We start from the raw sequence: 21821 nt of genomic DNA on the forward strand, positions 1-21821 counted from the left end.
GCAGCGGGTGTGGTTATCATGATACTTTATTTTCATAAATTGCTAATCACCGCGTCCGCGAACTCCGAACACTTCACTTCATTTGCTCCATTCATCAAGCGGGCAAAATCATAAGTCACAGTCTTCGATGAAATAGTCTTCTCAATAGCCCGCGTGATCATTTTGGCTGCTTCATACCACTTAAGATGCTCAAACATCAGGACACCGGAAAGAATGACAGATGACGGGTTGACTTTGTCCAGGCCGGCATATTTCGGAGCTGTTCCATGCGTTGCTTCGAATATGGCTATACCCGTTTCATAGTTGATATTGGCACCCGGTGCAATTCCGATGCCACCAACCTGTGCAGCCAAGGCATCCGAGATATAATCTCCATCCAGATTCATTGTGGCTATCACGTCGTGTTCCGCCGGCCGTGTCAGTATCTGCTGAAGAAAATTATCAGCGATTGCATCCTTGATGATAATTTTTCCGTCAGATTCCGCCTGCTTCTGCGCTTTGGCAGCAGCCTGCTTTCCCTCTTTCTCGGCTATGGCATCGAACTGTCTCCACGTAAATGTCTGATCCGGGAACTCTTTTTCAGCAAGATCGTAGCCCCAGTTTTTAAAGGCACCCTCCGTGAATTTCATAATATTTCCCTTATGAACCAGAGTGACACTCTTGCGTCCTTCACTGATCGCGTAGCGAATCGCAGCACGCACCAATCGGCTGGTCCCTTCTTTTGAAACCGGCTTAATGCCGATTCCGGAAGTCTCAGGAAAACGGATTTTACGAACATCCATTTCATCCTGAAGAAAACCGATCACTTTCTTGACTTCAGGAGTTTCCGATTCAAACTCAATCCCTGCATAAATATCCTCAGTATTTTCACGGAAGATAACCATGTCTACATGTTCCGGATGTTTTACCGGAGATGGCACACCGTGAAAATAACGAACTGGACGGAGGCAGGTAAAAAGATCAAGTTCCTGGCGAAGCGCTACATTCAAAGAACGAATTCCCCCGCCCACAGGCGTTGTCAGCGGCCCCTTAATGGCAATCACATACTTTCTAATCTCGTCAAGGGTTTTCTGAGGCAGCCATTCACCGGTAAGATCAAAAGCTTTCTGCCCGGCCAGTACTTCTTTCCAGACAATTTCTTTCCGGCCCTGATAAGCTTTTTTTACCGCGGCGTTGAAAACTCTCGATGCCGCCTTCCAGATATCCGGACCGATCCCGTCCCCTTCAATAAAAGGAATGATCGGATGTTCAGGAACATTTAAAATACCGTCTTCTACTGTAATCTGTCTTCCCTCTGTCACGTTCATGCCTCCCTGCATCAGCTATACTCCACTTTTATTATACCAGCTTTTGCCGGGATCGTCGGCATACTGTGCCATTTGTGTCCGGCATTTCTCAATGATCAGCGCTCACTCATCGCCAGATATGGACGGAGTCCCGGTCCGTTATACTCGGCCCTCGGCCTGATCAGCCGGTTATCACTGTACTGTTCAAGAATATGAGCCACCCATCCCGACGTCCTGCTCATCGCAAAAACCGGCGTAAATAGATCTTTCTCAATACCCAGCGCATGGTAAAGTGTTGCCGAGTAGAAATCGGTATTAGGCAGCAATCCCTTTTTTTCTCTAAGCAATTGTTCAATGCGCACGGACATTTCATAGTACCGGGCGTCGCCGTCCAATTTCGTCAGCTGATCAGCCATTTTTTTGAGAATTCGGGCTCTGGGATCGCCATTTTTGTAGACTCTGTGCCCGAATCCCATAATTTTCTCCTTGCTTGCCAATGCGTTTTCAATATAAAAATTCACGTTATCAAGAGATCCGATTTTCTCCAGCATATTCATTACTTGTTCGTTTGCCCCGCCATGCAGCGGTCCTTTCAGCGCCCCGATCGCCGAAGTCACTCCGGAATAAATATCGGAAAGCGTTGCAACACAGACACGCGCTGTAAATGTCGAAGCGTTCAACTCATGATCAGCATGCAGAACCAGTGCCGTATCAAACGCCCGGGTTTCAACTTCCGTCGGAATTCGGCCCTTCAGCATATAGAGAAAATTTGCCGCAAAGCCGAGATTTTTATTGGGAGCAACAGGTTCAGCGCCCTGCCGGATCCGTGCAAATCCGGCTACAATCGTCGCGATTTTTGCCTGGATCCGGATGGCCTTGTCTTTGTTTGAAAGCAGATCCATGCGATCGGCATCAGGATCAAGAACACCCAGAGCGGAAACTGCCGTCCTGAGGACAGCCATCGGGTGGACGGTCTGAAGCGGATATGCCTTGATCAATGCAAAAATCTCATTGGGCACACCGGCATTCTCAGCAAGTTTATTCTTGAAAATATCAAGCTGATTGTCTGTGGGCAATTCACCATTCCAAAGTAAATAGATACACTCTTCAAAATTAGAATGTTCAGCCAGATCTTGAATGCTGTAACCGCGATATGTCAGCACATCGTTAGTGATCGAGCTTATGGCCGAGGTTGTTGCAACAACGCCTTCCAGACCCTTGGTCGTTGTCATGGAATCCCCTCCTTGAGAAAATTCTAGATTCATTAGCAGGCCAGTTTATCTGTAAGCGCTTTATAAACACTGGCCTAAAAAAACAACCTTTCAAGTTGATTATATCTGTTTGCGGCGATGTTGTGAACAAAAAACACCTCCGGAATATTTTTCTACTCAAACAGAGCGTGAAGGCCTGGACATATATTCTTCATTCCAGCATAGCGTAGGAAATAAGGTGGGATGAATAGATGAGCGCTCCTAACGCTAAGCCCTTCAGAGATTATTTGTTCATGGTACTGCGCGCACTGCTTGTTGTTGCAATAATCGGGCTGGCACTGACCATCTCATATTTTGCCGTCCGCATGGCTCTGCCCTTCCTGATCGCCTGTCTGCTGTCCCTGTTCCTTAATCCGGTTGTGACATTCATTGTGAAGAAAACCGGTATATCCCGCGGCCTGGCTTCATTTCTTCTGCTCTTTCTTGTATTCTCTCTTGCCGTCAGTCTGCTGCTCTTCATCTCTATTGCATTGATTAGGGGCATCACCTCGCTCACAAAGACTGTGCCCGGACAGCTTGAGTCACTGTTTGGCGATCTACAGACATTATTTTTTACAAAACTTCTCCCATCCTGGGAAAAAGCAGTTCATATTTTCTCAGGACTCACGAGCAGCCAGCAGCGTTTGATACAGGTCAATTTTGAAAGCATGACCGGAACATTGATCAATTTTCTGAACGATTCTGCCACCAGGCTGCTTTCAAGTTTGACACAATTTGTATCCTCTCTGCCTGATACCCTTTTTTCAACTCTATTTATTTTTCTTGCGGCATTCTTTCTTTCCAAAGACTCGGAACAAATCAAAACAAGGTTATCTCATTTGGCTTATTTCTCAGCACTTCGAACACCGGCGGTAAAAATGTGGCAGGAGCTGAAAAAAACATGTAGCGGATTTGTACGGGCCCAGCTTATTCTTGTTACTTTAACTATGATTCTTCTATATTTCGGGCTCCTTGTTTTGAAAGCTGACCATCCGTTTACGATTGCCTTTATTTCAGGAATGGTCGATCTGATTCCTTATCTTGGGACCGGCATTGTTTTTATTCCCTGGATTCTGTACCAGTTTCTGATGCACCACTATTTTTATGCGATTGGACTGACGGCTCTGTATACTGCTTCAGTCATCCAGCGCCAGCTGATTGAGCCAAAGATTCTTGCAACCGGCATCGGACTGGATCCGCTTGTCCTGCTAATCGCACTTTACTTCGGATTCAGATGGCTCGGATTTGCCGGGCTGATTATCTCGCCCCTTACGCTCATCATGGTCAGAGTACTTTACAAGGCAGGTGCATGGCACTTGATCTGGAACTACATCACCGGAAACAAGACAAGTTAAATCCTTTTTCGAAATGAAATGAATGTAAAGTCGCCGCGACTGATCTTGTTCTGAAACCAGCGTGCTATCCTTTTTCTCATAAAACCTCTCAATGAAGGAATGAGCAGGAGCAGGCCGACAGCATCGCTGATGAGTCCCGGAATAACTAAAAGAAGTCCTCCGAGAATCAGGCAGAGACCATCCAGAAGCGGCCGCCCCGGAATAATGTGCATACTGAGATCATCCCTGATGTGCCGCAAAATCGACAGACCCTGTTTCATGACCGTCCAGATTCCCAGTACTGCACTGATTAACAGCAATAGAAAAGTGTTCAAAGCACCAAAATGCCTTCCGACCCAAATCAGAAGGCTGATTTCCGCCAGAAGATAAATGAAAAATACGATCAGTGCTATCCGAAGGCGGGATCCGGTATTAATAGACCGCATCATGACAGCTCCGCCTCGTTAAGGATCAGCTGATGCAGCTCCGGATCTTTTTTTCTAAGAGAAATCGGACGCATTTGTTCGTCAGTCCAGCAATGCAGGCTCGTGCCATCAACAAGCAGCGTGCCGTCCGCTTCTTTCATCACTTTATAGCTGAAACTCATCTTAACACTGTCATAATTTTTTATCGTGGTTTCAACAATGACCGCATCATCAAACAGTGCCGGTGAATGGTAGTGAACCTCGATTCCAAGTACCGGCATCATCAGCCCTCTTTCCTCTATCTGGCGGAAAGAAAGGCCGGACTGCTTAATCCAGTCCGTGCGGGCAACTTCAAACCAGATGACATACTGGCTGTGATGAATAATGCCCATTTTATCTGTTTCATTATATCTCGCTACAATCCTTGTCCTGGAAGTTTTCAAACAAAGCACTCCAATCTCTATAAAATTTAAGAGAAGGCACCCGCTTGGAGTACCCTCTCTTATCATAAACCTTGCTATTCATGAAGAAAAACAAAAAATTTCTTTCAGGTTTACGGGTTACTGTAGCCCTGTAGCTTTATTTTTAACAAAAACCAGTTTCTTAAGCTTCCGTCAAACTTTCACCAACACGATGCACTCTGAGAACGTTCGTCTTGCCAGCTGCCGCAACTGGAAGTCCGGCAGTGATAACGACCAGATCGCCTTCCTTGACAAGTCCGGATTTAATTCCGCTGTCAACGGCAATTTCAAACATTTCATCAGTTGTTTTAGCCATTTCGCTTAATACTGGCGTTGCACCCCAGATGAGGCACATTTTATGAGCAACACGTTCTGAATTTGTTACGGCAATGATCGGAGCTTTCGGACGATAGTGTGACACAACACGGGCAGTATAGCCACTGACCGTAGACGAAATAATTGCACCGACGTTAAGTCCGAGAGCGGTATGTGCTACTGCTTCGCCAATTGCTGCGGTAACAGTCGGTTCACTTGACTCGCTCAACTTGCTCAAGATGCCGTGATAATCCAGTGCCGTTTCAGTTTTGGTCGCAATATTGTTCATCGTCGTTACGGCTTCAACCGGCCATTTTCCGGAAGCCGTTTCACCGGACAGCATGATTGCGTCCGTGCCGTCGAAAATTGCGTTGGCCACGTCACTTGCTTCGGCACGTGTACAGCGTGGATTTCTGATCATTGAATCAAGCATCTGAGTCGCTGTGATGACCGTTTTGCCGACTTTGTTACACATCCTGATCAGTCTCTTCTGAACGAGCGGAACATCTTCCGGCGGAATTTCCACACCAAGATCTCCACGGGCAACCATCAGGCCATCGGAAACTTCAAGAATTTCATCGATGTTGTCGACAGCTTCCTGGCTTTCAATCTTCGGAAAAATATAAACGTCATTAGCGCCGTGTTCCTTGCACAATTTACGGATGGCAAGAACGTCGGATGCGTGGCGGACAAAAGAAGCGGCAATAAAGTCAATGCCCTCGCCAATTCCGAACACAATGTCATCTGCATCCCTGTCTGTCATGCCGGGAAGATTAATGCTGACGTTAGGAACGATAATGCCCTTTTTGCTCTTCAGAACACCGGTATTCATAATCTTATTATGAATCAGGCCTTTTTCCTTATCAATGCCTGTTACAACAAGTTCAACCAGACCGTCATCAATCAGGATTCTCGATCCGACGCTTACATCGTTGATTAATTCAGCATAAGTAATGGAGAATTTTTCTGCTGTTCCAGCAACTTCGGTTGTCGAAATGTCAACAGATTTTCCTTCTTCCAGCAGCACTTCCGGAGTTGCCATGTCATGTGTGCGGATTTCAGGTCCCTTTGTATCAAGCAGTATACCAATTGTCTTGCCGGTTATCTCCATTGCTTTCCGCAAATTGACAACCTTCTGATGATGCTCTTCATGATCTCCATGGGAAAAGTTGAAACGTGCAACATTCATTCCTGCATTGATTAGCTGAACCAAACGTTCAACCGTATCACTTGCAGGTCCCAGCGTGCAGACAATCTTGGTTTTTCTCATCATAATACCCCCAGCTTTTTTTGTAGAGATTGTTCAAAATATCACAAGAAACAGCAACCGAAAAAACCGGCAATCTCATTTTATCTGAACTTTCTCTTATATGGATAATTCTTTTGCCAACTGATAGAGACTTTCATCAAATTGATGCTTCTTGGTTAAGAGGTCAAGAATGTCATGAGCAACAATTTTATTATTTTGAATAGCAATCATCTTGCCCTTTTCACCGCTCAGAAGCAGCTCAACAGCCTTGCTGCCCATACGGCTTGCCAGTACGCGGTCAAAAGCGGTAGGTGACCCGCCTCTCTGGACGTGCCCGAGCACAGTCACACGGGTATCCATATTGGCCTTGGATTTGATTTCCTTGGCAATTTCATAGGCGCTGCCGACACCTTCGGCAACAACAATAATGTTATGCTTCTTGCCGCGCTCAATGCCGCGGTTCAGACGTTCAACAATCGTGTTAATGTCTTCCTTTTTCTCAGGGATCATGATTGTTTCCGCACCGTCAGCCAGACCAGCCCATAAAGCAAGATCGCCGCATCCACGGCCCATGACTTCAATAATGAACCGACGTTCGTGGGAAGTTGCTGTATCCCTGATTTTGTCGATCGCATCAATGATTGTGTTCAGCGCAGTGTCAAAGCCAAGTGTGAAATCTGTCTCCGGAATATCGTTATCGATAGTTCCAGGGATGCCGATTGTCGGGAAGCCTAGCTGAGTCAGCTTGACACCGCCCATGAAGGAACCATCGCCACCAATAACGACAAGCCCTTCAATGCCAAATTTTTTCAGCTGTTCAATTGCAATGGCACGGCCTTCCTCAGTCTTAAATTCTTCACAACGCGCAGTATAAAGAATTGTTCCCCCGCGCTGTACGATGTCCCCGACATCGGCTACTCCAAGTTTCTTGATATTGCCGGTAATCAGCCCTTTGTACCCGTGATAAACGCCATAAACTTCGACACCGCGATAAATGCCCGCCCGAACAACGGCACGAATCGCCGCGTTCATTCCAGGAGCATCACCGCCGCTCGTCAGAACGCCAATCTTCTTAATCACAACTGTCACCTCATTTTTTTCCCATTTACTGTTTTATTGATAAATATGAAAATGCTGAATGATTTGCCGCATGACCTTGAATGGTGTCGAAATCGCCGATTGCCCGGTACTTTGCCAAGCGCTGTTCCCGTATCTGTTCCCCCGTCATCCCGTCAAGTTCCGACAGGGTTTCACACAAAGCTTCATCGATAAACTCCGACTGTCTTTTCGGGTCATGATGTGCACCACCCAAAACCTCCGGGATTAGTTTATCAATAATGCCGAGTTTTTTCAAATCCGATCCGGTAATTTTCATCGATTCGGCAGCTTTCTCAGCCTGTCCCGCATCTTTCCACAGAAGCGCTGCGGCGCCTTCCGGGGAAATCACCGAATACCATGAATTTTCGAGCATCAGCATCTTATTTCCGACACCAATTGCCAGGGCGCCGCCGCTTGCGCCCTCGCCAATGACTACGCTGATGACGGGAACAGTGAGCCATGACATTTCAAACAGGTTTCTTGCGATTGCCTCACTCTGTCCGCGTTCCTCTGCAGCTTTGCCGGGAAAAGCACCTTTTGTGTCAATAAATGTTACGATCGGCCGATGGAACTTTTCTGCCTGTTTCATCAGCCGCAGAGCCTTGCGGTAGCCTTCGGGATGCGGCATGCCAAAATTTCTTTTTAGATTTTCTTTTGTATCCCGTCCGCGTTGCTCGCCGATCACCGTTACAGGATGGCTGTGAAATTTCGCGATGCCGGCAACAATTGCGGCATCATCGCCGTAAAGCCGATCACCATGGCATTCAACAAAATCATTAAAAAGCAGTGGAATATAATCAAGGGTAGTCGGACGCTGCAGGTCTCTTGCGATCTGTACACGCTCCCATGGCGTCATATTGCTGTAGGTCTCTTTTTCGAGTTCCGCCAGGCGATCCTGCAGATGATTCAGTTCATCCGAAAGATCGATGTTTTTTTCATCCATGAACTGTTTCAGTTCTGTGATTTTATCCTTCAGTTCATTGATGGGCTTTTCAAACTCTAATTCCGGTCCCACCCGCAGCACCTCCTTCAGCATGTATTGATAATACATTCGCCAGAATCTGCTTCATTTCACTGCGCGGTACAACCTGATCCAGCTGTCCATGTTTCAGTAGAAATTCGGCTGTCTGAAAATCTTCAGGCAGCTCCTCACCAATGGTCTGTTCAATGATCCTTCGGCCGGCGAAACCGATCAAGGCGCCCGGTTCTGCAAAATTGTAATCGCCAAGAGAGGCAAAACTGGCGGAAACACCACCCGTCGTTGGGTGGGTCATGACCGAAATATAAAGTCCGTCGTGTTTACTAAAAATTTTCAGTGCAGCACTCGTTTTCGCCATCTGCATCAGGCTGAGCATGCCTTCCTGCATACGTGCGCCGCCTGATGCAGCGAAAATAAGCAGTGGAAGCTTTTCTTTATCGGCATATTCAATCACACGGGTAATTTTTTCGCCGACCACGGAACCCATGCTGCCCATCCTGAATCCCTTGTCCATAATCGCGACAGCAGCATTTAATCCTTCGATTCTGCCTCTTCCTGTCAGCACCGCTTCGTTCATTTTTGTTTTCAGTCTGTCTTTCTCAAGCTTATTCATATAGTTTGGAAACTGCAGTGGATTTTTTGAAATCATGTCTTTATCAAACTCTTCAAAAGAACCGCTGTCAAAAATCATCTCCACGCGGTCAAATGCCCCGAGAGGATAATGATACCCGCAGGACTGGCAGACATACAGATGCTTTTTTAATTCTTTGACGTACATGATTTTCTTGCACTTCGGACATTTCATGACAATGCCTTCAGGAACATCCTGTCTGGCCTGCGCCGAAGGAACCGTGGCATACTTTTTCTTTTTAACAAAAAAATCCTTTATCAAGTATATCACCCTCTATCTTGTTCAAGATAAAATTGCAGGCATCTCACCGACAATTCATTTTTTCTTCACTGATTATTCATTGAATCGTCGATTGTTTCCACCATATTTCGCAGTTTTTCGACTGAATTATCAAATTGCTAAAATAATGCCATATGGATCAGGGAGCCTTTTTGTGGCGGCTTACTAGCATGACGAAACGCTCCCAAACTTCATTATTATAACAGAGGAGCCCACAAATATTAAGAAAAAATCCTGCCGGACCTGATTGACACATTTTCTGTGCCAAGCAGTCTGCGCATATTTTCTATAAAGTCACGATTCAGTGAAACCGAAAATTGAGGAGCCAGGGCCATCGTTTTCCCATCGCGTTCATAATAAAGAACTACCCGGTGGATGCCATTGGCGTTTCCTATGGCCGTTTTCAGCTGAACTAATATTTCCGGGCGATGATGTTTCCTGTCGATTTTAAAAAAGAGGACAGCATTCTTCTTTTGTAAGTAATTCTGTAAAGTTTCCGCACGTACGACGTTAAGCTGGAGGCCTTCTTTCCTCTTTTTTTCGGATATACTGGCTTCAATAACCAACAGCCAGTCATTTTGGAGGATATTTTGATTTTTTTCAAAACACGCCGGGAAACAGACCGCATCTGCGGTTCCGGACTCATCGCTCAATGTCAGAAAAGCCATGGACTGGCCTGCTTTCGTCCGAATTATTTTCGACTCCTCCACCAGCACGGCAAGATATACTATCCGGGATTGATGGGATTGATCCATCCGACCAGCCTGCCCGATCGTCAAAAATCCGGGAGGCATCCCTTTCCTGAACCGTTCCAGTGGATGGGAAGACAAATACATGCCGAGTGCTTCCCGCTCATAGTGAAGTTTTTCCTTGGACGTCAGAGGAGGGACTTGCGTATAATCCTCTTCCCTGCTATCCGTCAGCCGCAGCGTCCCCTGGCCGGCAATATTCTTCTGTTCTTCTTCCCCCGAGCGGATCGCAAGGTCAAGCGTTGCCAGTAAAACTGCCCGATCCGTTCCGAATTCATCCATCGCCCCTGCAAAGATCATTGATTCAATGGCCTTCCTGTTCACCTTGCGTAACGACACTCTTCGGCAGAAATCATAGAGTCCCTGGTAGGCACCGCCTGTTTCACGCTGGTTCAAGATTTCATCAATCGCGCCTCCACCCAGATTTTTTATCGCTGAAAGGCCGAAACGTATTGCTCGTCCTGAAGGCTCGAAGGTTTTAAAGCTCTGATTAACCGATGGAGCAAGCAGTGCGATTTCCGATCTGCGTATTTCCTGCACAGCGGCATTCATTTTATCAGGATTCCCGGATATGCTTGAGAGGTGGCAAGCCATAAATGCCTGAGGATAGTGAGCTTTCAGATAGGCCAGCCGGTAGGACACGAAACCGTAGGCCACGGCATGCGACCGATTGAATCCATAATTTGCAAAACGGACAATCAGATCAAAAATCTGGCTGGCAGTTTCCAGGCTGTAATTATTTTTCTGGCTGCCACTGAGAAAGTCTTTTTTCTGATCTTCCAGCATGTTTCTTTTCTTTTTCGCCACGGCCCGCCGCAGAATATCCGCCTGACCGAGTGAATAGCCCGCCATTTTTACGGCAATCTGCATGATTTGTTCCTGGTACACAATCACACCGTAAGTCGGTGCAAGTATCTCCTCCAGATCAGGGTGCGGATAGATGACCGGTTCATCCCCGTGCTTCCGTCTGATATAACGATCAATGAATTGGACCGGGCCCGGCCGATACAGCGCAATAACAGCTACTACGTCCTCAAAGTCAGTAGGTTTCAACTTGCGCAGAACCTGTCTCATCCCTTCGGATTCAAGCTGAAAAACTCCGGTCGTCTCGCCAAGCCCAAGCATCCTAAATGTCGCCGGATCCTCCGCGGGGATCATTTCTGCTGTGAGCCGCTTCACGGAAAGAACGGAAACTCTCCTGATCACCTCTCTAAGAAAGGTCAGATTGCGAAGGCTCAGAAAGTCAATTTTCAACAGGCCCAGTGATTCCAAAACTTCCATTGGGTACTGTGTCACCGGAATACCGTCGTGCCCTTCCTGAACAGGGACTGTATCCGTCATTGGATTGTCACTGAATACAACCCCCGCAGCGTGGATGGACGTATGGCGCGGAAGTCCCTCGATTTGTTTTGCAAGATTAAAAAGTGCTGCCGCATCTTCCGAATCGCGGATCATCGCCTGCAGCTTCGGCGATTCCTTCAGAGCTTTTTCAAATGTCATTTTCGGGAGGGATGGAATCAGATGCGCCATTCTGTCGACCAGGCGCGGATCCGAATTCAGCACCCGGCCGACATCGCGGATAGAGGCTTTTGCTGCCAGCGTTCCGAACGTAATGATCTGGGCCACATGATCTTTCCCATATTTTTCACAGGCGTAAACGATCATTTTATCCCGGTCCACATCCGGAAAATCCATGTCAATATCCGGCATCGTAATCCGTTCTGGATTCAGGAATCGTTCAAACAGCAGGTGATACTTAAGCGGATCTACCTCAGTAATAGCCAATATGTACGCGACCAGTGATCCTGCGGCCGACCCGCGGCCGGGGCCGGGCGTATAACCGGATTCTCTGGCATGGCGAATCAGATCGCTGACAATCAGAAAGTAATCATTAAACCCCATCTGGCCGATAATTGCCAGTTCTTTTTCCAGGCGCTGCCTGACCTGTTCTGTAATCACCGGATATTTTTGCAAAAGTCCGTGCTCACACTGCTCCCTCAGAACCTGTTCCGAAGTTTTTCCTTCAGGCACGGGAAAAGCGGGAAGCCGCATGCGTCCGAATGAAAAATCGAGATGACACTCTTCAGCAATCTGCCCGCTTATCTCAATTGCCTCAGGCATGTCGGAAAATCGCCGGCCCATTTCAGCCGAGGATTTAAAATCGCTGTCGGCTTTTTCATTGATCAGATCATCCTCAAGCTTCGCACCGCTGTCAATGCATCTCAGGCATGAAAACGCCCGGGCATCGCCAGCGTCTAAATATTGAATGCTGTTTGTCGCAACGAGCGAAAGCGAAAGCGACCGGCCCAGTGTTCTTTTTGCCTGTTCCGTCTGATCACCGCGAACAGATCCGCGGCGCTGGCACTCCAGATAAAATCTGCCGGGAAACATCGCGCGGAATTGCTTTGCAATCATTTCAGCCTGCTGCACTTTTCCTTTTGAAAGAAGAAGATCAATGATGCCGTCCCTGCCGCCGGATAGAGCGATCAGACCCTCTGAATATCCGGCAATTGATGAGATTTCAACGCATCTTTCCTTCTGGCACTGGACAAGCGATGCCAGCTTAACAAGATGGACATATCCCGCATGATTTTCAGCAAGCAGGACAATGGCACCTGTATCCTGCCCGTTTCTATTCAAGTGATCATCGCCCGTGCCGGCAGCAATCGAAAGTTCCATGCCAATCACCGGATGGATGCCTGCTTTTTTGCATGCATTATAAAACGGAATCACGCCATATAAAACATTTTTGTCGGTCAGCGCAAGCGAAAGCTGTCCTTCTTTCTTCGCCCGTTCAACAAGTTCGCCAATGCGGCATGTGCTGTTGAGCAAGCTGTATTCACTGTAGACGTGTAAATGTGCAAAGGGCATGCTGCTTTCTCCTCCCCATCCGGTTTCTTCATTCGATCCGCCGAAAAATCACTTGTGTGAAATTTTATTAGCCTGAAAAATAGCGCACGCCTTCCAGATTCCCTCAGGCTCTCAGGCAGTCTGTCTGCAAAGCGCTTCAAGATCGGCAATCAGCCTATCCGCTTCCTCCCAGCTGTAAACCGTTGCACCTGATGCCAGGGAATGGCCCCCTCCATGATAGTTTGCGGCAAGCTGATTGATCACCGGCCCTTTTGACCGAATGCGGGCGCGGATCAGCCCCTCCTCTTCGGAAAAAAGAACCCATGCTTTCAGTCCCTTTGTATTTGCAAAACAATTAACCAGTGCCGAAGCATCAGATGACTGCAAATTGAAGGAATGAATCAAATCCTGAGACAGTTTTATAAAACCGAGGCCTTCGCCTGTCAGTGTAAAATGCTGAAGCACATATCCATTCAGACGGACCAGATCCAATTTTCTTTCATAAAGCGTGTCAAAGAATTTTTGCCGGTCAAAGGGCTGCTTCACTAATTCGGCAGCTGCAAGGAATGTTTCTTTAGTCACATTGCTGAACTGGAAACGCCCCGTATCCCCGACAATGCCTGCAAACAGCAGCCTTGCCGCCTGTTCGGTCAGAACAAATTCTGGATGGTTTCGATAAATGGACGTGATCATCTCGCTCGTTGAACTGGCTTCCGGCTCTACCCATTGGGGTTCTCCATAAGAGTCAACAAGTGGATGATGATCTATTTTTATGATGCGGGCACCGCTGGAATACCTTTCGTCTGAAACACGTTCCCGGTTTGCCGTATCGCACACAATCACCAATGCACCTTGGTAAAGGGTATCGGCAATTTCATCCATTGGCAAAAGGAAACGCAGATCATCGACTTCCTCGCCGACAATAAAAACCTGTTTTCCAGGAAAATTGTCCCGAATCAGGCAAGCCATCCCGCCCTGAGAACCAAGCGCATCCGGATCGGGCCTGACATGCCGGTGGATAATTATAGTGTCAAAGTGGCGGATCTGTTCAAGAATCTCATCAATCAATTTATGCTCCTCCAAGTAGCTAAAATTTGTTGCCGTGGCTCGGAATGCGCCACTTTGAAACTAAAACCTGTCTATAAACTGAACAGTCAGCAATGCTTTTCCACAGATCTGACCGTCAACAAATAACTCTATATCAAGTTTCCCATTGCGCCGCGTCTTTTCCAGAACTTTAGGCAGAACGGTCACTGTCTGTTCAATCTGCACGGGTTTAAAGAAATAAAAGGAAAGGTTGTCCGCGACCAGATCGCCTTTTTTTAAATGACTCAGAACACGCCTTCCGACAGCAGTGATCATCGACGTCATAATTCCGTACGAAAGAAAGCCGAGATAATCCGTCATCTGCGGCGACACAGAAAAACTGAAGGCATAGCGATCGTCCTCAGACAAATCCTTTAGGCTTGCCGAAACCAGATCCTCAACTGTTTCGCCCATCTGGGGCTGCTGCTGAACCATCTGCAGTGCCTTCAGAACATCCCGTCTGGTGATAATGCCAAGCAAATGTTTCTGTCCATCAACAACCGGAAGACATTCAATACCTTCCCAAATCATGCGGTGAGCAGCGGCAGCAACTGAAGTCGTTGGGCTGACTGTTAGTGGTTCCGGTGTCATCACCTCATGAATGAACCCAGCCTCTGAATGCGCCATAACATCTTTCATGGCCACAATGCCGACTACTTTCATTTTTTTATCAACAACCGGAAATCTGCTGTGCGACGTCAACCGGTTAAGTTCATGCCATCTTGCGGGCGGATCTTCACCCAGAAGAAAATGTGTCTTGGGCAGGGGAATCAGTATATCGGAAACATGGACAATTTCTTTCTTGATCAGTTGATCATATATTGCTCGGTTTATTTTTGCTGCTACCGTAAAGGTATCATATGACGTCGATATAACCGGCAACTGCAGACGGTCGGCAAGGCTGCGGATTTCATCACTTGCTTCGAAACCGCCTGTAATCAGAACCGCCGCGCCTTCAGTCAACGCATAGCGATGCACGGTATCCCGATTACCCGCAATCATCAGATCATTAGGACCTATATACCTCTTCATCGCATTCAGTTCCATGGCACCGATCACGAAATGGTTCAGTGTTTCTGACAGACCACTCTTTCCCCCGAGCACCTGCCCATCCACGATTTTAACGACGGAATCAAAGGTCAGTTTTTCTATATTCTGTTTTTGCTTTTTTTCAATGCGGATCGTGCCCACGCGTTCAACGGTACTGACGAAGCCCTGAATTTCAGCGTCTTTAATTGCGCGGTAAGCTGTGCCTTCACTGACATTTAAATTTTTCGCCGTCTGGCGGACTGAAATTCTGCTGCCGGTATCCAAATTCTGGATATATTTTAAGATCTGGTCGTGCTTTGTTTCCGTCTCCACGTCATTTACCCACCCTTTCCATATGCGGCTCTTTCAAAGCTCCATGGACTGACCGGGTTCAAGGACGATTCCATTGCCATTCAACCGGCCGGTAAATTTCGCCGGATCCTGGCGAATGACAGGAAATGTGTTGTAATGAACAGGGACAACTTTTCCTGCCCTTAACCATTTCGCTGCAATCAATGCATCATCGGGTCCCATGGTAAAATTATCACCGATTGGCAGAAATGCGAGATCAATGTTGTTTTGTTCGCCGATCAATTTCATGTCAGAAAAGAGAGCTGTGTCACCCGCATGATAAATAGTTTTCCCTTCAAGATCGAGGAGCAATCCCGCGGGCATGCCTGTGTAAACAATTTTTTGATTGGCCGTTTCTGTCACGCTGGATCCGTGGAATGCTTGCGTCAGCTTCACTTTGCCAAAGGGGAACTGATATGCGCCCCCAATGGACATCCCGTGCGTTCCGAGACCTTGCCATTCAAAATAAGTTGCAAGTTCAGCCACTGCAATAACCAGTGAACCGTCACGTTCAGCAATCTCCCGGGTATCCAGAGTATGATCGCCATGTCCATGTGTAAGTAATATCGCATCAATTTTAGGCAAGTCATTGATTGTTGTCTTTGCCAGACTATTTCCGGAAATGAATGGATCAATCAGCAGGTTCGCTTTCATTGTTTGGATAAGTACCGTCGAATGACCAATATAAGTGATTAACATACGATTTACCCCCGTTCACGTTTGAAATGCCGCAGCATCCGAAATTGACCTGCAATCCGGATCCTTTTTCAAAGGCTTTGTTAAACTAATCTGTTGCTTTTCGCTCCACGCGCTCGCTGTTCCCGCAGGAGCCTCGCACCTTCCAATCAATGGGCTGGTGAAACCAACATTGAACTTTAACACAGCCCCTTCAAAAAAAGTATTTTGCAAACTGAACCATACTGGTTTTAATAGATTTATTATACACTACACTCAGGATAATTCGGAGGAAAGCGTCCGTGTGAAGAACCGGCCAAATAAAAAATCGTCAAATTGTTCCAGCTATTGATGACCGCTGTGTCTCTTATTGTGATACATTAAAGGTATTATTATTTCATTGGAGTGACCTCAGTGGCAGATAAAATTACAAAAATTGAAATGTGGCTTCAGAATCACGAGGGTAGGTTTGCCTATATCGCCGACCCAACCAACGTTTTCTACCTGACACAGTTTAAATGCGACCCTCATGAACGGTTTCTGGGACTTTTTGTGTTCCCGGACGCGGAACCCTTAATGATCTGTCCCGAACTGGAAGTAGGGCAGGCCCGTGCATCTGCATTTGGACATGAGGTGATTGGCTACCGTGACGATCAGGATCCGTGGACTTTTGTGCGGAAAGCCCTTGAAGATCGAAAACTTTCATCCGGAAAGATATTTATCGAACCGAGTACACTGCCTTTCAGAAAAGCCATGGCAGTGAAAGAACTTTACCCGGATGCCTCTTTTTCTTCAATTGAGTCTTTTCTTGCCTCGATGCGGAAAATAAAAGATAGCGCTGAGTTAGCAGCCATGAAAAAAGCCGGGGAGATTGCCGACAACGCGGTCAAACTTGGCGTTGAAGCAATTAAAAAAGGCCGGACCGAACAGGTTATTATTGCCGAGATCGAACATGAGCTGGCAAAACACGGTTACTCGGAAATGGCGTTTGACACCATGGTTCTGACTGGTGAGAACAGCGCGGCACCGCACGGCCATCCGGGCAGCCGCCAGATCAAGGAAGGCGACTTTGTCCTGTTTGACTTGGGTGTCGTCATTGACGGTTATTGTTCGGATATTACCCGAACCGTTTGCTATAAATATATTTCTGATGAGCAGAAAAAAATATACGATGCGACACTTCGGGCGAATATGGAAGCAATCAAAGCCGTACATGAAGGACTTCGCATTGGGGACCTCGACGGCGTAGCAAGGAAAGTGATTACCGACGCAGGTTACGGTGACTATTTTACACATCGGGTCGGTCACGGTCTCGGCTTGGGTGAACATGAAGAACCTTCCATGAGCGCGGATAATGACCAGACGCTTCAGAACGGAATGGTATTCACCATTGAACCCGGAATCTATCTTCCCGGTGTTGGCGGTGTCCGGATTGAAGACGATGTCTATCTGAGTGAGAAAGGACCGATAACTCTGACTCACTATCCGAAAGAATTGCAGATTATTTCCTGATATACGGTAGATCGAATCCCTGTTTTCACAAAAATAAGAGTTAAGGCTGTCTCCCCGGCCGGAAAAGCCGGTTGGGGAGACAGCCTCTTTGTTTATGTGCAGTTCCGCGCCGTCACGCATTCAGTTTTAGAGTGGAACCAATAAGTAAACGGATAATAGCTAAAGTTTTTAAGCAGTCATGACTCGTTAGCGCTTCCGGATTCCGCCTGATTCGGCACACCCGCGCCGGCTCACTGGCATAGCGTCGAAACAGGAAGCCCAGGTCACCCCGATAATCTTTCTGCCACGGTTTCTGCTTAACTGGAGTATCACCTTAAGCGGATAGAGATAGCCGCGTTGAGCCCAACGAGAATATTCAATCTTAAATCCCATCTTCAGGTCAACGTAAAAACAGAATGCCATATGCTCCCAGGCGCAGAGGAACCAGCCGGAATAATGATCCTCCGTTTTTTTCATATATTCTGATGTTGTTTGGACAGCCGTACAGTATCTCTTGCAATCATAACTTCTTCATTTGTAGGAATGACAAGCACCTTAACGGGAGAATGCGGGGCGCTGATCAATGTTTCTTCGCCGATTGCTTTGTTCCGGTCATGATCACCATACACACCCATAAACTCGAGCCCGCTCATCACTTTTTCACGGATCATCGGGCTATGTTCCCCGATTCCCGCGGTAAAAATAATTGCATCAACCCCGGACATTTTTGCCGCATAGGAACCTATATATTTCTGTATGCGTTCGATGAACACATCGATGGCAAGTTTGGCGCGCTTATTCCCCCGCTTCGCTTCCTTCTCAATGTCCCGGAGGTCGCTGGAAAATCCGGTCAGGCCAAGCAGCCCGCTTTTCTTATTTAAGACATTCACAACTTCAGTCGCATTCATACCGGTCTTATCCATGATATAGGGGATCAGAGCGGGGTCGACGTCCCCGGAACGCGTCCCCATGGTCAGCCCCGCGAGCGGAGTAAATCCCATTGAAGTATCAATCGATTTTCCGCCTTTAACTGCTGTGATGCTGGCCCCATTCCCGAGATGGCATGAAATAAGGCGAAGTTTTTCGATCGGACGGCTCAGTAGTTCTGCTGCCCGGATTGTCACATATTTATGGCTCGTTCCGTGAAAGCCGTATTTTCTAACCCCGTATTCCGTATAATATTCGTATGGCAGACTGTACAGATATGCTTCGCTACCCATGGTTTGGTGGAAGGCGGTATCAAAAACAACCACTTCCGGCACGCCCGGAAGCACTTCGCGAAAGGCCCTGATACCAACCAAGTTGGCCGGATTATGCAGCGGCGCCAGTTCAGAGAGGTTTTCAATTTCCCTAATGACTTCATCCGTAACCAGTGCCGAATCATTAAACGTTTCACCGCCGTGAACCACGCGATGTCCGATGCCATCGATTTCTTTCAACGAACGGATGATTTTCAAGGAAGTCAGTTTTTTAAGAAGTTCCCGGACCGCTTCTTCGTGATCAGAAATCGAAGCAATCTCCTGCACTTTTTCCCCTCTGACACTGATCGTAAAGATGGAGTCCGACAAGCCGATTCTCTCGACGGAGCCCTTTGTAATCAGCTCTTCAGCGGGCATATCCAGAAGCTGAAATTTTAGTGAAGAGCTGCCTGCGTTGATTGCCAGAATTAATGCCATGCCTTTAGCCCCCTTATCATCTCATACCGAGCGTCCTGCAAACCAGCGATCCAGCTGCGCCATAAAGCCGCGCATTGCCTGTTCATCCATGAAATCAGGCATTTCTGCCAGTAGAGCCTGTTTGTGGGGCGTAACATTCTGCCCTTTTTTCTGCATCAGCAGGATACTCTTCGCCGCTTTTCCATCCTTAAAAAGCGAAAGAGGCAGCTGAAGAAGGGCCAGAATGATTGCATGTTTTTGCAGAAAGTCATGAAAACGGCGCTCCCGGTCATCTGCAAATAAGCGATTGGGTATCAGATAAAGCAGATAACCTGCTTCTTTCAAATATTTCAACCCCTGCTCAATAAAAAGAAAATGCGTGTATGCTTTTCCATTAATCCCGTTCAGTTCATAGCTTTCAGCCGTCTCCTGATCCGGGTAGTATCCAATCGGAACATCGCAGACCGCAAAATCCGTCGGTTCAGTAAGAATGGGTTTAAGTCCGTCCTGATGAAAAAGATGAATATCTTTTTGCTGCAGATTTGCATTTGTATAAGCCAGTTTGATCAGCAGATCATCCGTGTCCGCGCCATAGGCTTCTACATGATCTGCTTTCGTCTGATTCAGAATTCCAGTCAGAAGATTGCCCGTGCCAACTGCAGGATCCAATATAGTGAAAGGCGCTTGTTCCGCCAGCAGAGCCACAATATGTCCAATCAGCATGACTAAAGCATCCGGTGTCATCTCATGGCCCGGCTTCGGATCAGCCTTCATGCCCTTAAGTGCGGCGAGCTGGAATGCTCTCCGGACATCCTCGGCTGTCATCTGCTCACGAAAAAAAGAGGCATAAAGCGGACGGAGCTGATCGCTCAGCGCCCCCTCACTGACTGTATCATTGTATATGTCTTCTCCGGCCCTGCAAAGTCCTTCAAGATAGGAGATATGACTCTTATTTTGAAGCAGCAGAGCAGAACGGTCAAGGATTGAAAATAGGTCACTCACCAGCGATGTTTGCACTTCGATTTCCTCCATCATTAAGTAAACGCTTACAACAAAAAATATACATTAAAGAAGCCGAATTACAATTGTTGAAGCTACCATTGGTAAAATGCCGGCAGAAAACGCAATCAAAGAAGCCTCAGGCATCCCGCACGCAGCAAATTCATTTTCCGTTAAATCTACCTGCTTTCTGCCAAAAGGCACCTGATTCAACTTCAAGATCACTCCCCCTTACCGGCAACATCCATTGAAAAAATAAGTATTTCAAAACTTCCGGGACACATTCAGACTTTATAATCTAATTTTAGCGACAGAATAATAAGAACGCAAGCTGTACTTGTTGCAGCAAACCAAATGTTAAAAGACAATAATGATTTACGTTTTAAGAACAATGAAGTTTCAGCGCCAGAAATGAAAAACCGAAACGAAGGCCTGATTATCCTCCATTTCGATTCATTCTGCGGAATAAATTAACGGCAATGATTTTTTTTAAAATTCTTCTTCATCTTGCCAATCACTTCTATGTCTTTTTCTGCGCGGTTTAATTTCTGGTTCATCACTGCCTGCTTTTTCCAGAATCTCTTTTATTTTGTCAACCGTCTGAGGCGCAAGATCAATCATCCGCTCGTACAGATGAGTGCTGTTATCCAGATGTATGGTTTTCACACCTTTCGGGCCAACGATCAGAAACGCAATGGGGGTAATTGATACACCGCCCCCTGCACCGCCGCCGAAAGGCAGATAGGCTTCCGTTTCCTCGCTTGGTTCCTCATCCGGATTTTCATTTTGCGTATTAAATTCACTCCCGCCGGCAACAAAACCGAAACCGACTCTGGAGATTGTAATAATCATATGGCCGTCTTCGGTCTCAATCGGATCACCGATGATCGTTTTGACATCGATCATCGACTGAAGGTTTTCCAAAGCTGTTTTCATGAGCCCTTGTATCGGGTGATCTGCCATGTCTATTCCCCCCCTTTCAGCTGCCGCCTGATTTTCCTCATCATACTTATAGCTTCTCCCACATTCAGAGACATCATGCATGAGAATTGGGATGCAAATCGCTGTTCCTGAAAAAGGGGAACGACCTCAACGTGCGGCCGATCGATGGACATTTTTCCGATCAGCGGCATAATCATTGACTTAGCCGACCAGATCATACCGCAAAGAATAGCCGTATCCCGCGCATCGCCGGATCCAAAAGATGTTCTCCATAAGAAATGGCTGAGGCACAATTTATCCGAAAGATGGAGGGATCGAATAGTACCAGCCGTTTTAAGGGACAAGCGATACCAGTCACTCAGGGACTTGACTATGCTTTGGTCCGCATGGTGCTCACCAGACACCATGCTGGATTCATGCAGCTCTTCAATGGCTTTCTTAATCTTTGCCGGATCAGCTTTGAACGAAAAAAGTTCCTTCTGCCAAAAGCCAAACTTTATTGAGAATTGGGCGGTTTCTGCATCAACCAGACCGTCAACTTTAATCGTCAGCGTGCTTCTCCAAATGACAAACACGAGAATAAACAATGCGGCCAGCAGGCATAAAATCGCTATGAGAATAATCATCATCCATTTTCCACTTCCGGACAGGTGCAATAAATTCCGTCGCAGGATTAAAATACCATTT

18 protein-coding genes and 1 pseudogene are annotated in these 21821 nt (G+C 47.0%); 2 read left to right on the forward strand and 17 right to left on the reverse strand.

The features are described from left to right. Positions 1–32 precede the first annotated feature (32 nt). Both icd and citZ read right to left on the reverse strand, forming a co-directional pair. Entirely contained in the window at positions 33–1301 is a 1269-nt protein-coding gene (icd, locus tag COP04_RS15480; RefSeq protein WP_100489721.1) for an NADP-dependent isocitrate dehydrogenase, read from the reverse strand. Between the two features lie 101 nt (positions 1302–1402). Beyond that, positions 1403–2518, reverse strand: coding sequence for a citrate synthase (gene citZ, locus COP04_RS15485; RefSeq protein WP_100488845.1), 1116 nt, complete (start codon positions 2516–2518; stop codon positions 1403–1405). Positions 2519–2748: 230 nt separating this feature from the next. On the opposite strand from citZ, the gene ytvI reads away from it, so the two are divergent. Further along, on the forward strand, positions 2749–3891 hold the full coding sequence (ytvI, locus tag COP04_RS15490) for a sporulation integral membrane protein YtvI (protein WP_100488846.1): 1143 nt from the start codon (positions 2749–2751) through the stop codon (positions 3889–3891). Here ytvI and COP04_RS15495 read toward each other — a convergent pair. The 10 genes and pseudogenes from COP04_RS15495 to COP04_RS15540 form a co-directional block, all read right to left on the reverse strand. Continuing rightward, positions 3888–4319, reverse strand: a complete 432-nt coding sequence (locus tag COP04_RS15495) for an FxsA family protein (RefSeq protein WP_100488847.1) — start codon at positions 4317–4319, stop codon at positions 3888–3890. The two genes, ytvI and COP04_RS15495, sit on opposite strands and share 4 nt — an antisense overlap. Further along, the gene (locus COP04_RS15500; protein WP_100488848.1) at positions 4316–4738 is read right to left on the reverse strand and encodes an acyl-CoA thioesterase; all 423 of its coding nucleotides are present in this window, start codon (positions 4736–4738) and stop codon (positions 4316–4318) included. Before COP04_RS15500 ends, COP04_RS15495 begins: the two co-directional genes overlap by 4 nt. A gap of 166 nt (positions 4739–4904) precedes the next feature. Next, positions 4905–6341 (reverse strand): annotated as a pseudogene (gene pyk / locus COP04_RS15505) (pyruvate kinase); the annotation flags it as partial. A 96-nt stretch (positions 6342–6437) separates the two neighbouring features. After that, on the reverse strand, positions 6438–7397 hold the full coding sequence (gene pfkA / locus COP04_RS15510) for a 6-phosphofructokinase (RefSeq protein WP_100489722.1): 960 nt from the start codon (positions 7395–7397) through the stop codon (positions 6438–6440). A gap of 28 nt (positions 7398–7425) precedes the next feature. Continuing rightward, entirely contained in the window at positions 7426–8433 is a 1008-nt protein-coding gene (gene accA / locus COP04_RS15515; RefSeq protein WP_100488850.1) for an acetyl-CoA carboxylase carboxyl transferase subunit alpha, read from the reverse strand. Then, entirely contained in the window at positions 8411–9289 is an 879-nt protein-coding gene (gene accD / locus COP04_RS15520; RefSeq protein WP_100488851.1) for an acetyl-CoA carboxylase, carboxyltransferase subunit beta, read from the reverse strand. Before accD ends, accA begins: the two co-directional genes overlap by 23 nt. A gap of 239 nt (positions 9290–9528) precedes the next feature. Beyond that, positions 9529–12927 carry a DNA polymerase III subunit alpha gene (gene dnaE, locus COP04_RS15525; protein ID WP_100488852.1) on the reverse strand — a complete coding sequence of 1133 codons (3399 nt, stop codon included), beginning with the start codon at positions 12925–12927 and terminating at the stop codon, positions 9529–9531. 111 nt (positions 12928–13038) lie between these two features. Beyond that, a complete protein-coding gene (locus COP04_RS15530) occupies positions 13039–13974 on the reverse strand; it encodes a DHH family phosphoesterase (RefSeq protein WP_100488853.1) in 936 nt (311 codons plus the stop codon). Positions 13975–14034: 60 nt separating this feature from the next. Then, positions 14035–15354 carry a DRTGG domain-containing protein gene (locus tag COP04_RS15535; RefSeq protein ID WP_100488854.1) on the reverse strand — a complete coding sequence of 440 codons (1320 nt, stop codon included), beginning with the start codon at positions 15352–15354 and terminating at the stop codon, positions 14035–14037. Positions 15355–15387: 33 nt separating this feature from the next. Further along, complete coding sequence (locus COP04_RS15540; RefSeq protein WP_100488855.1) at positions 15388–16071, reverse strand: metal-dependent hydrolase; 684 nt, start codon at positions 16069–16071, stop codon at positions 15388–15390. Positions 16072–16461: 390 nt separating this feature from the next. Between COP04_RS15540 and COP04_RS15545 the strand changes: the two genes are divergently transcribed. Continuing rightward, positions 16462–17559, forward strand: coding sequence for a M24 family metallopeptidase (locus tag COP04_RS15545; RefSeq protein ID WP_100488856.1), 1098 nt, complete (start codon positions 16462–16464; stop codon positions 17557–17559). Between the two features lie 452 nt (positions 17560–18011). Here COP04_RS15545 and COP04_RS15555 read toward each other — a convergent pair whose 3' ends face one another. The 5 genes from COP04_RS15555 to COP04_RS15570 form a co-directional block, all read right to left on the reverse strand. Further along, positions 18012–19214, reverse strand: coding sequence for an acetate kinase (locus COP04_RS15555; protein ID WP_100488858.1), 1203 nt, complete (start codon positions 19212–19214; stop codon positions 18012–18014). 21 nt (positions 19215–19235) lie between these two features. Further along, positions 19236–20210 carry a class I SAM-dependent methyltransferase gene (locus COP04_RS15560; protein WP_100488859.1) on the reverse strand — a complete coding sequence of 325 codons (975 nt, stop codon included), beginning with the start codon at positions 20208–20210 and terminating at the stop codon, positions 19236–19238. 48 nt (positions 20211–20258) lie between these two features. After that, the gene (locus COP04_RS19750; RefSeq protein WP_157800338.1) at positions 20259–20411 is read right to left on the reverse strand and encodes a hypothetical protein; all 153 of its coding nucleotides are present in this window, start codon (positions 20409–20411) and stop codon (positions 20259–20261) included. A gap of 270 nt (positions 20412–20681) precedes the next feature. Next, positions 20682–21155, reverse strand: coding sequence for a GerW family sporulation protein (ytfJ, locus tag COP04_RS15565; RefSeq protein ID WP_100488860.1), 474 nt, complete (start codon positions 21153–21155; stop codon positions 20682–20684). A gap of 2 nt (positions 21156–21157) precedes the next feature. After that, positions 21158–21763 carry a DUF2953 domain-containing protein gene (locus tag COP04_RS15570; RefSeq protein WP_100488861.1) on the reverse strand — a complete coding sequence of 202 codons (606 nt, stop codon included), beginning with the start codon at positions 21761–21763 and terminating at the stop codon, positions 21158–21160. Positions 21764–21821 lie beyond the last annotated feature (58 nt).

Source organism: Sporolactobacillus pectinivorans, assembly GCF_002802965.1.
GTDB classification, from domain to species: domain Bacteria; phylum Bacillota; class Bacilli; order Bacillales; family Sporolactobacillaceae; genus Sporolactobacillus; species Sporolactobacillus pectinivorans.

What these genes read in the sequence shown, in the direction of transcription:
- citZ (WP_100488845.1), bottom strand. Translation starts at nt 2,518, where the DNA reads ATGACAACGACCAAGGGTCTGGAAGGCGTTGTTGCAACAACCTCGGCC.
- ytvI (WP_100488846.1), top strand. Translation starts at nt 2,749, where the DNA reads ATGAGCGCTCCTAACGCTAAGCCCTTCAGAGATTATTTGTTCATGGTA.
- COP04_RS15495 (WP_100488847.1), bottom strand. Translation starts at nt 4,319, where the DNA reads ATGATGCGGTCTATTAATACCGGATCCCGCCTTCGGATAGCACTGATC.
- dnaE (WP_100488852.1), bottom strand. Translation starts at nt 12,927, where the DNA reads ATGCCCTTTGCACATTTACACGTCTACAGTGAATACAGCTTGCTCAAC.
- COP04_RS15540 (WP_100488855.1), bottom strand. Translation starts at nt 16,071, where the DNA reads ATGTTAATCACTTATATTGGTCATTCGACGGTACTTATCCAAACAATG.
- COP04_RS15555 (WP_100488858.1), bottom strand. Translation starts at nt 19,214, where the DNA reads ATGGCATTAATTCTGGCAATCAACGCAGGCAGCTCTTCACTAAAATTT.
- ytfJ (WP_100488860.1), bottom strand. Translation starts at nt 21,155, where the DNA reads ATGGCAGATCACCCGATACAAGGGCTCATGAAAACAGCTTTGGAAAAC.
- COP04_RS15570 (WP_100488861.1), bottom strand. Translation starts at nt 21,763, where the DNA reads ATGATGATTATTCTCATAGCGATTTTATGCCTGCTGGCCGCATTGTTT.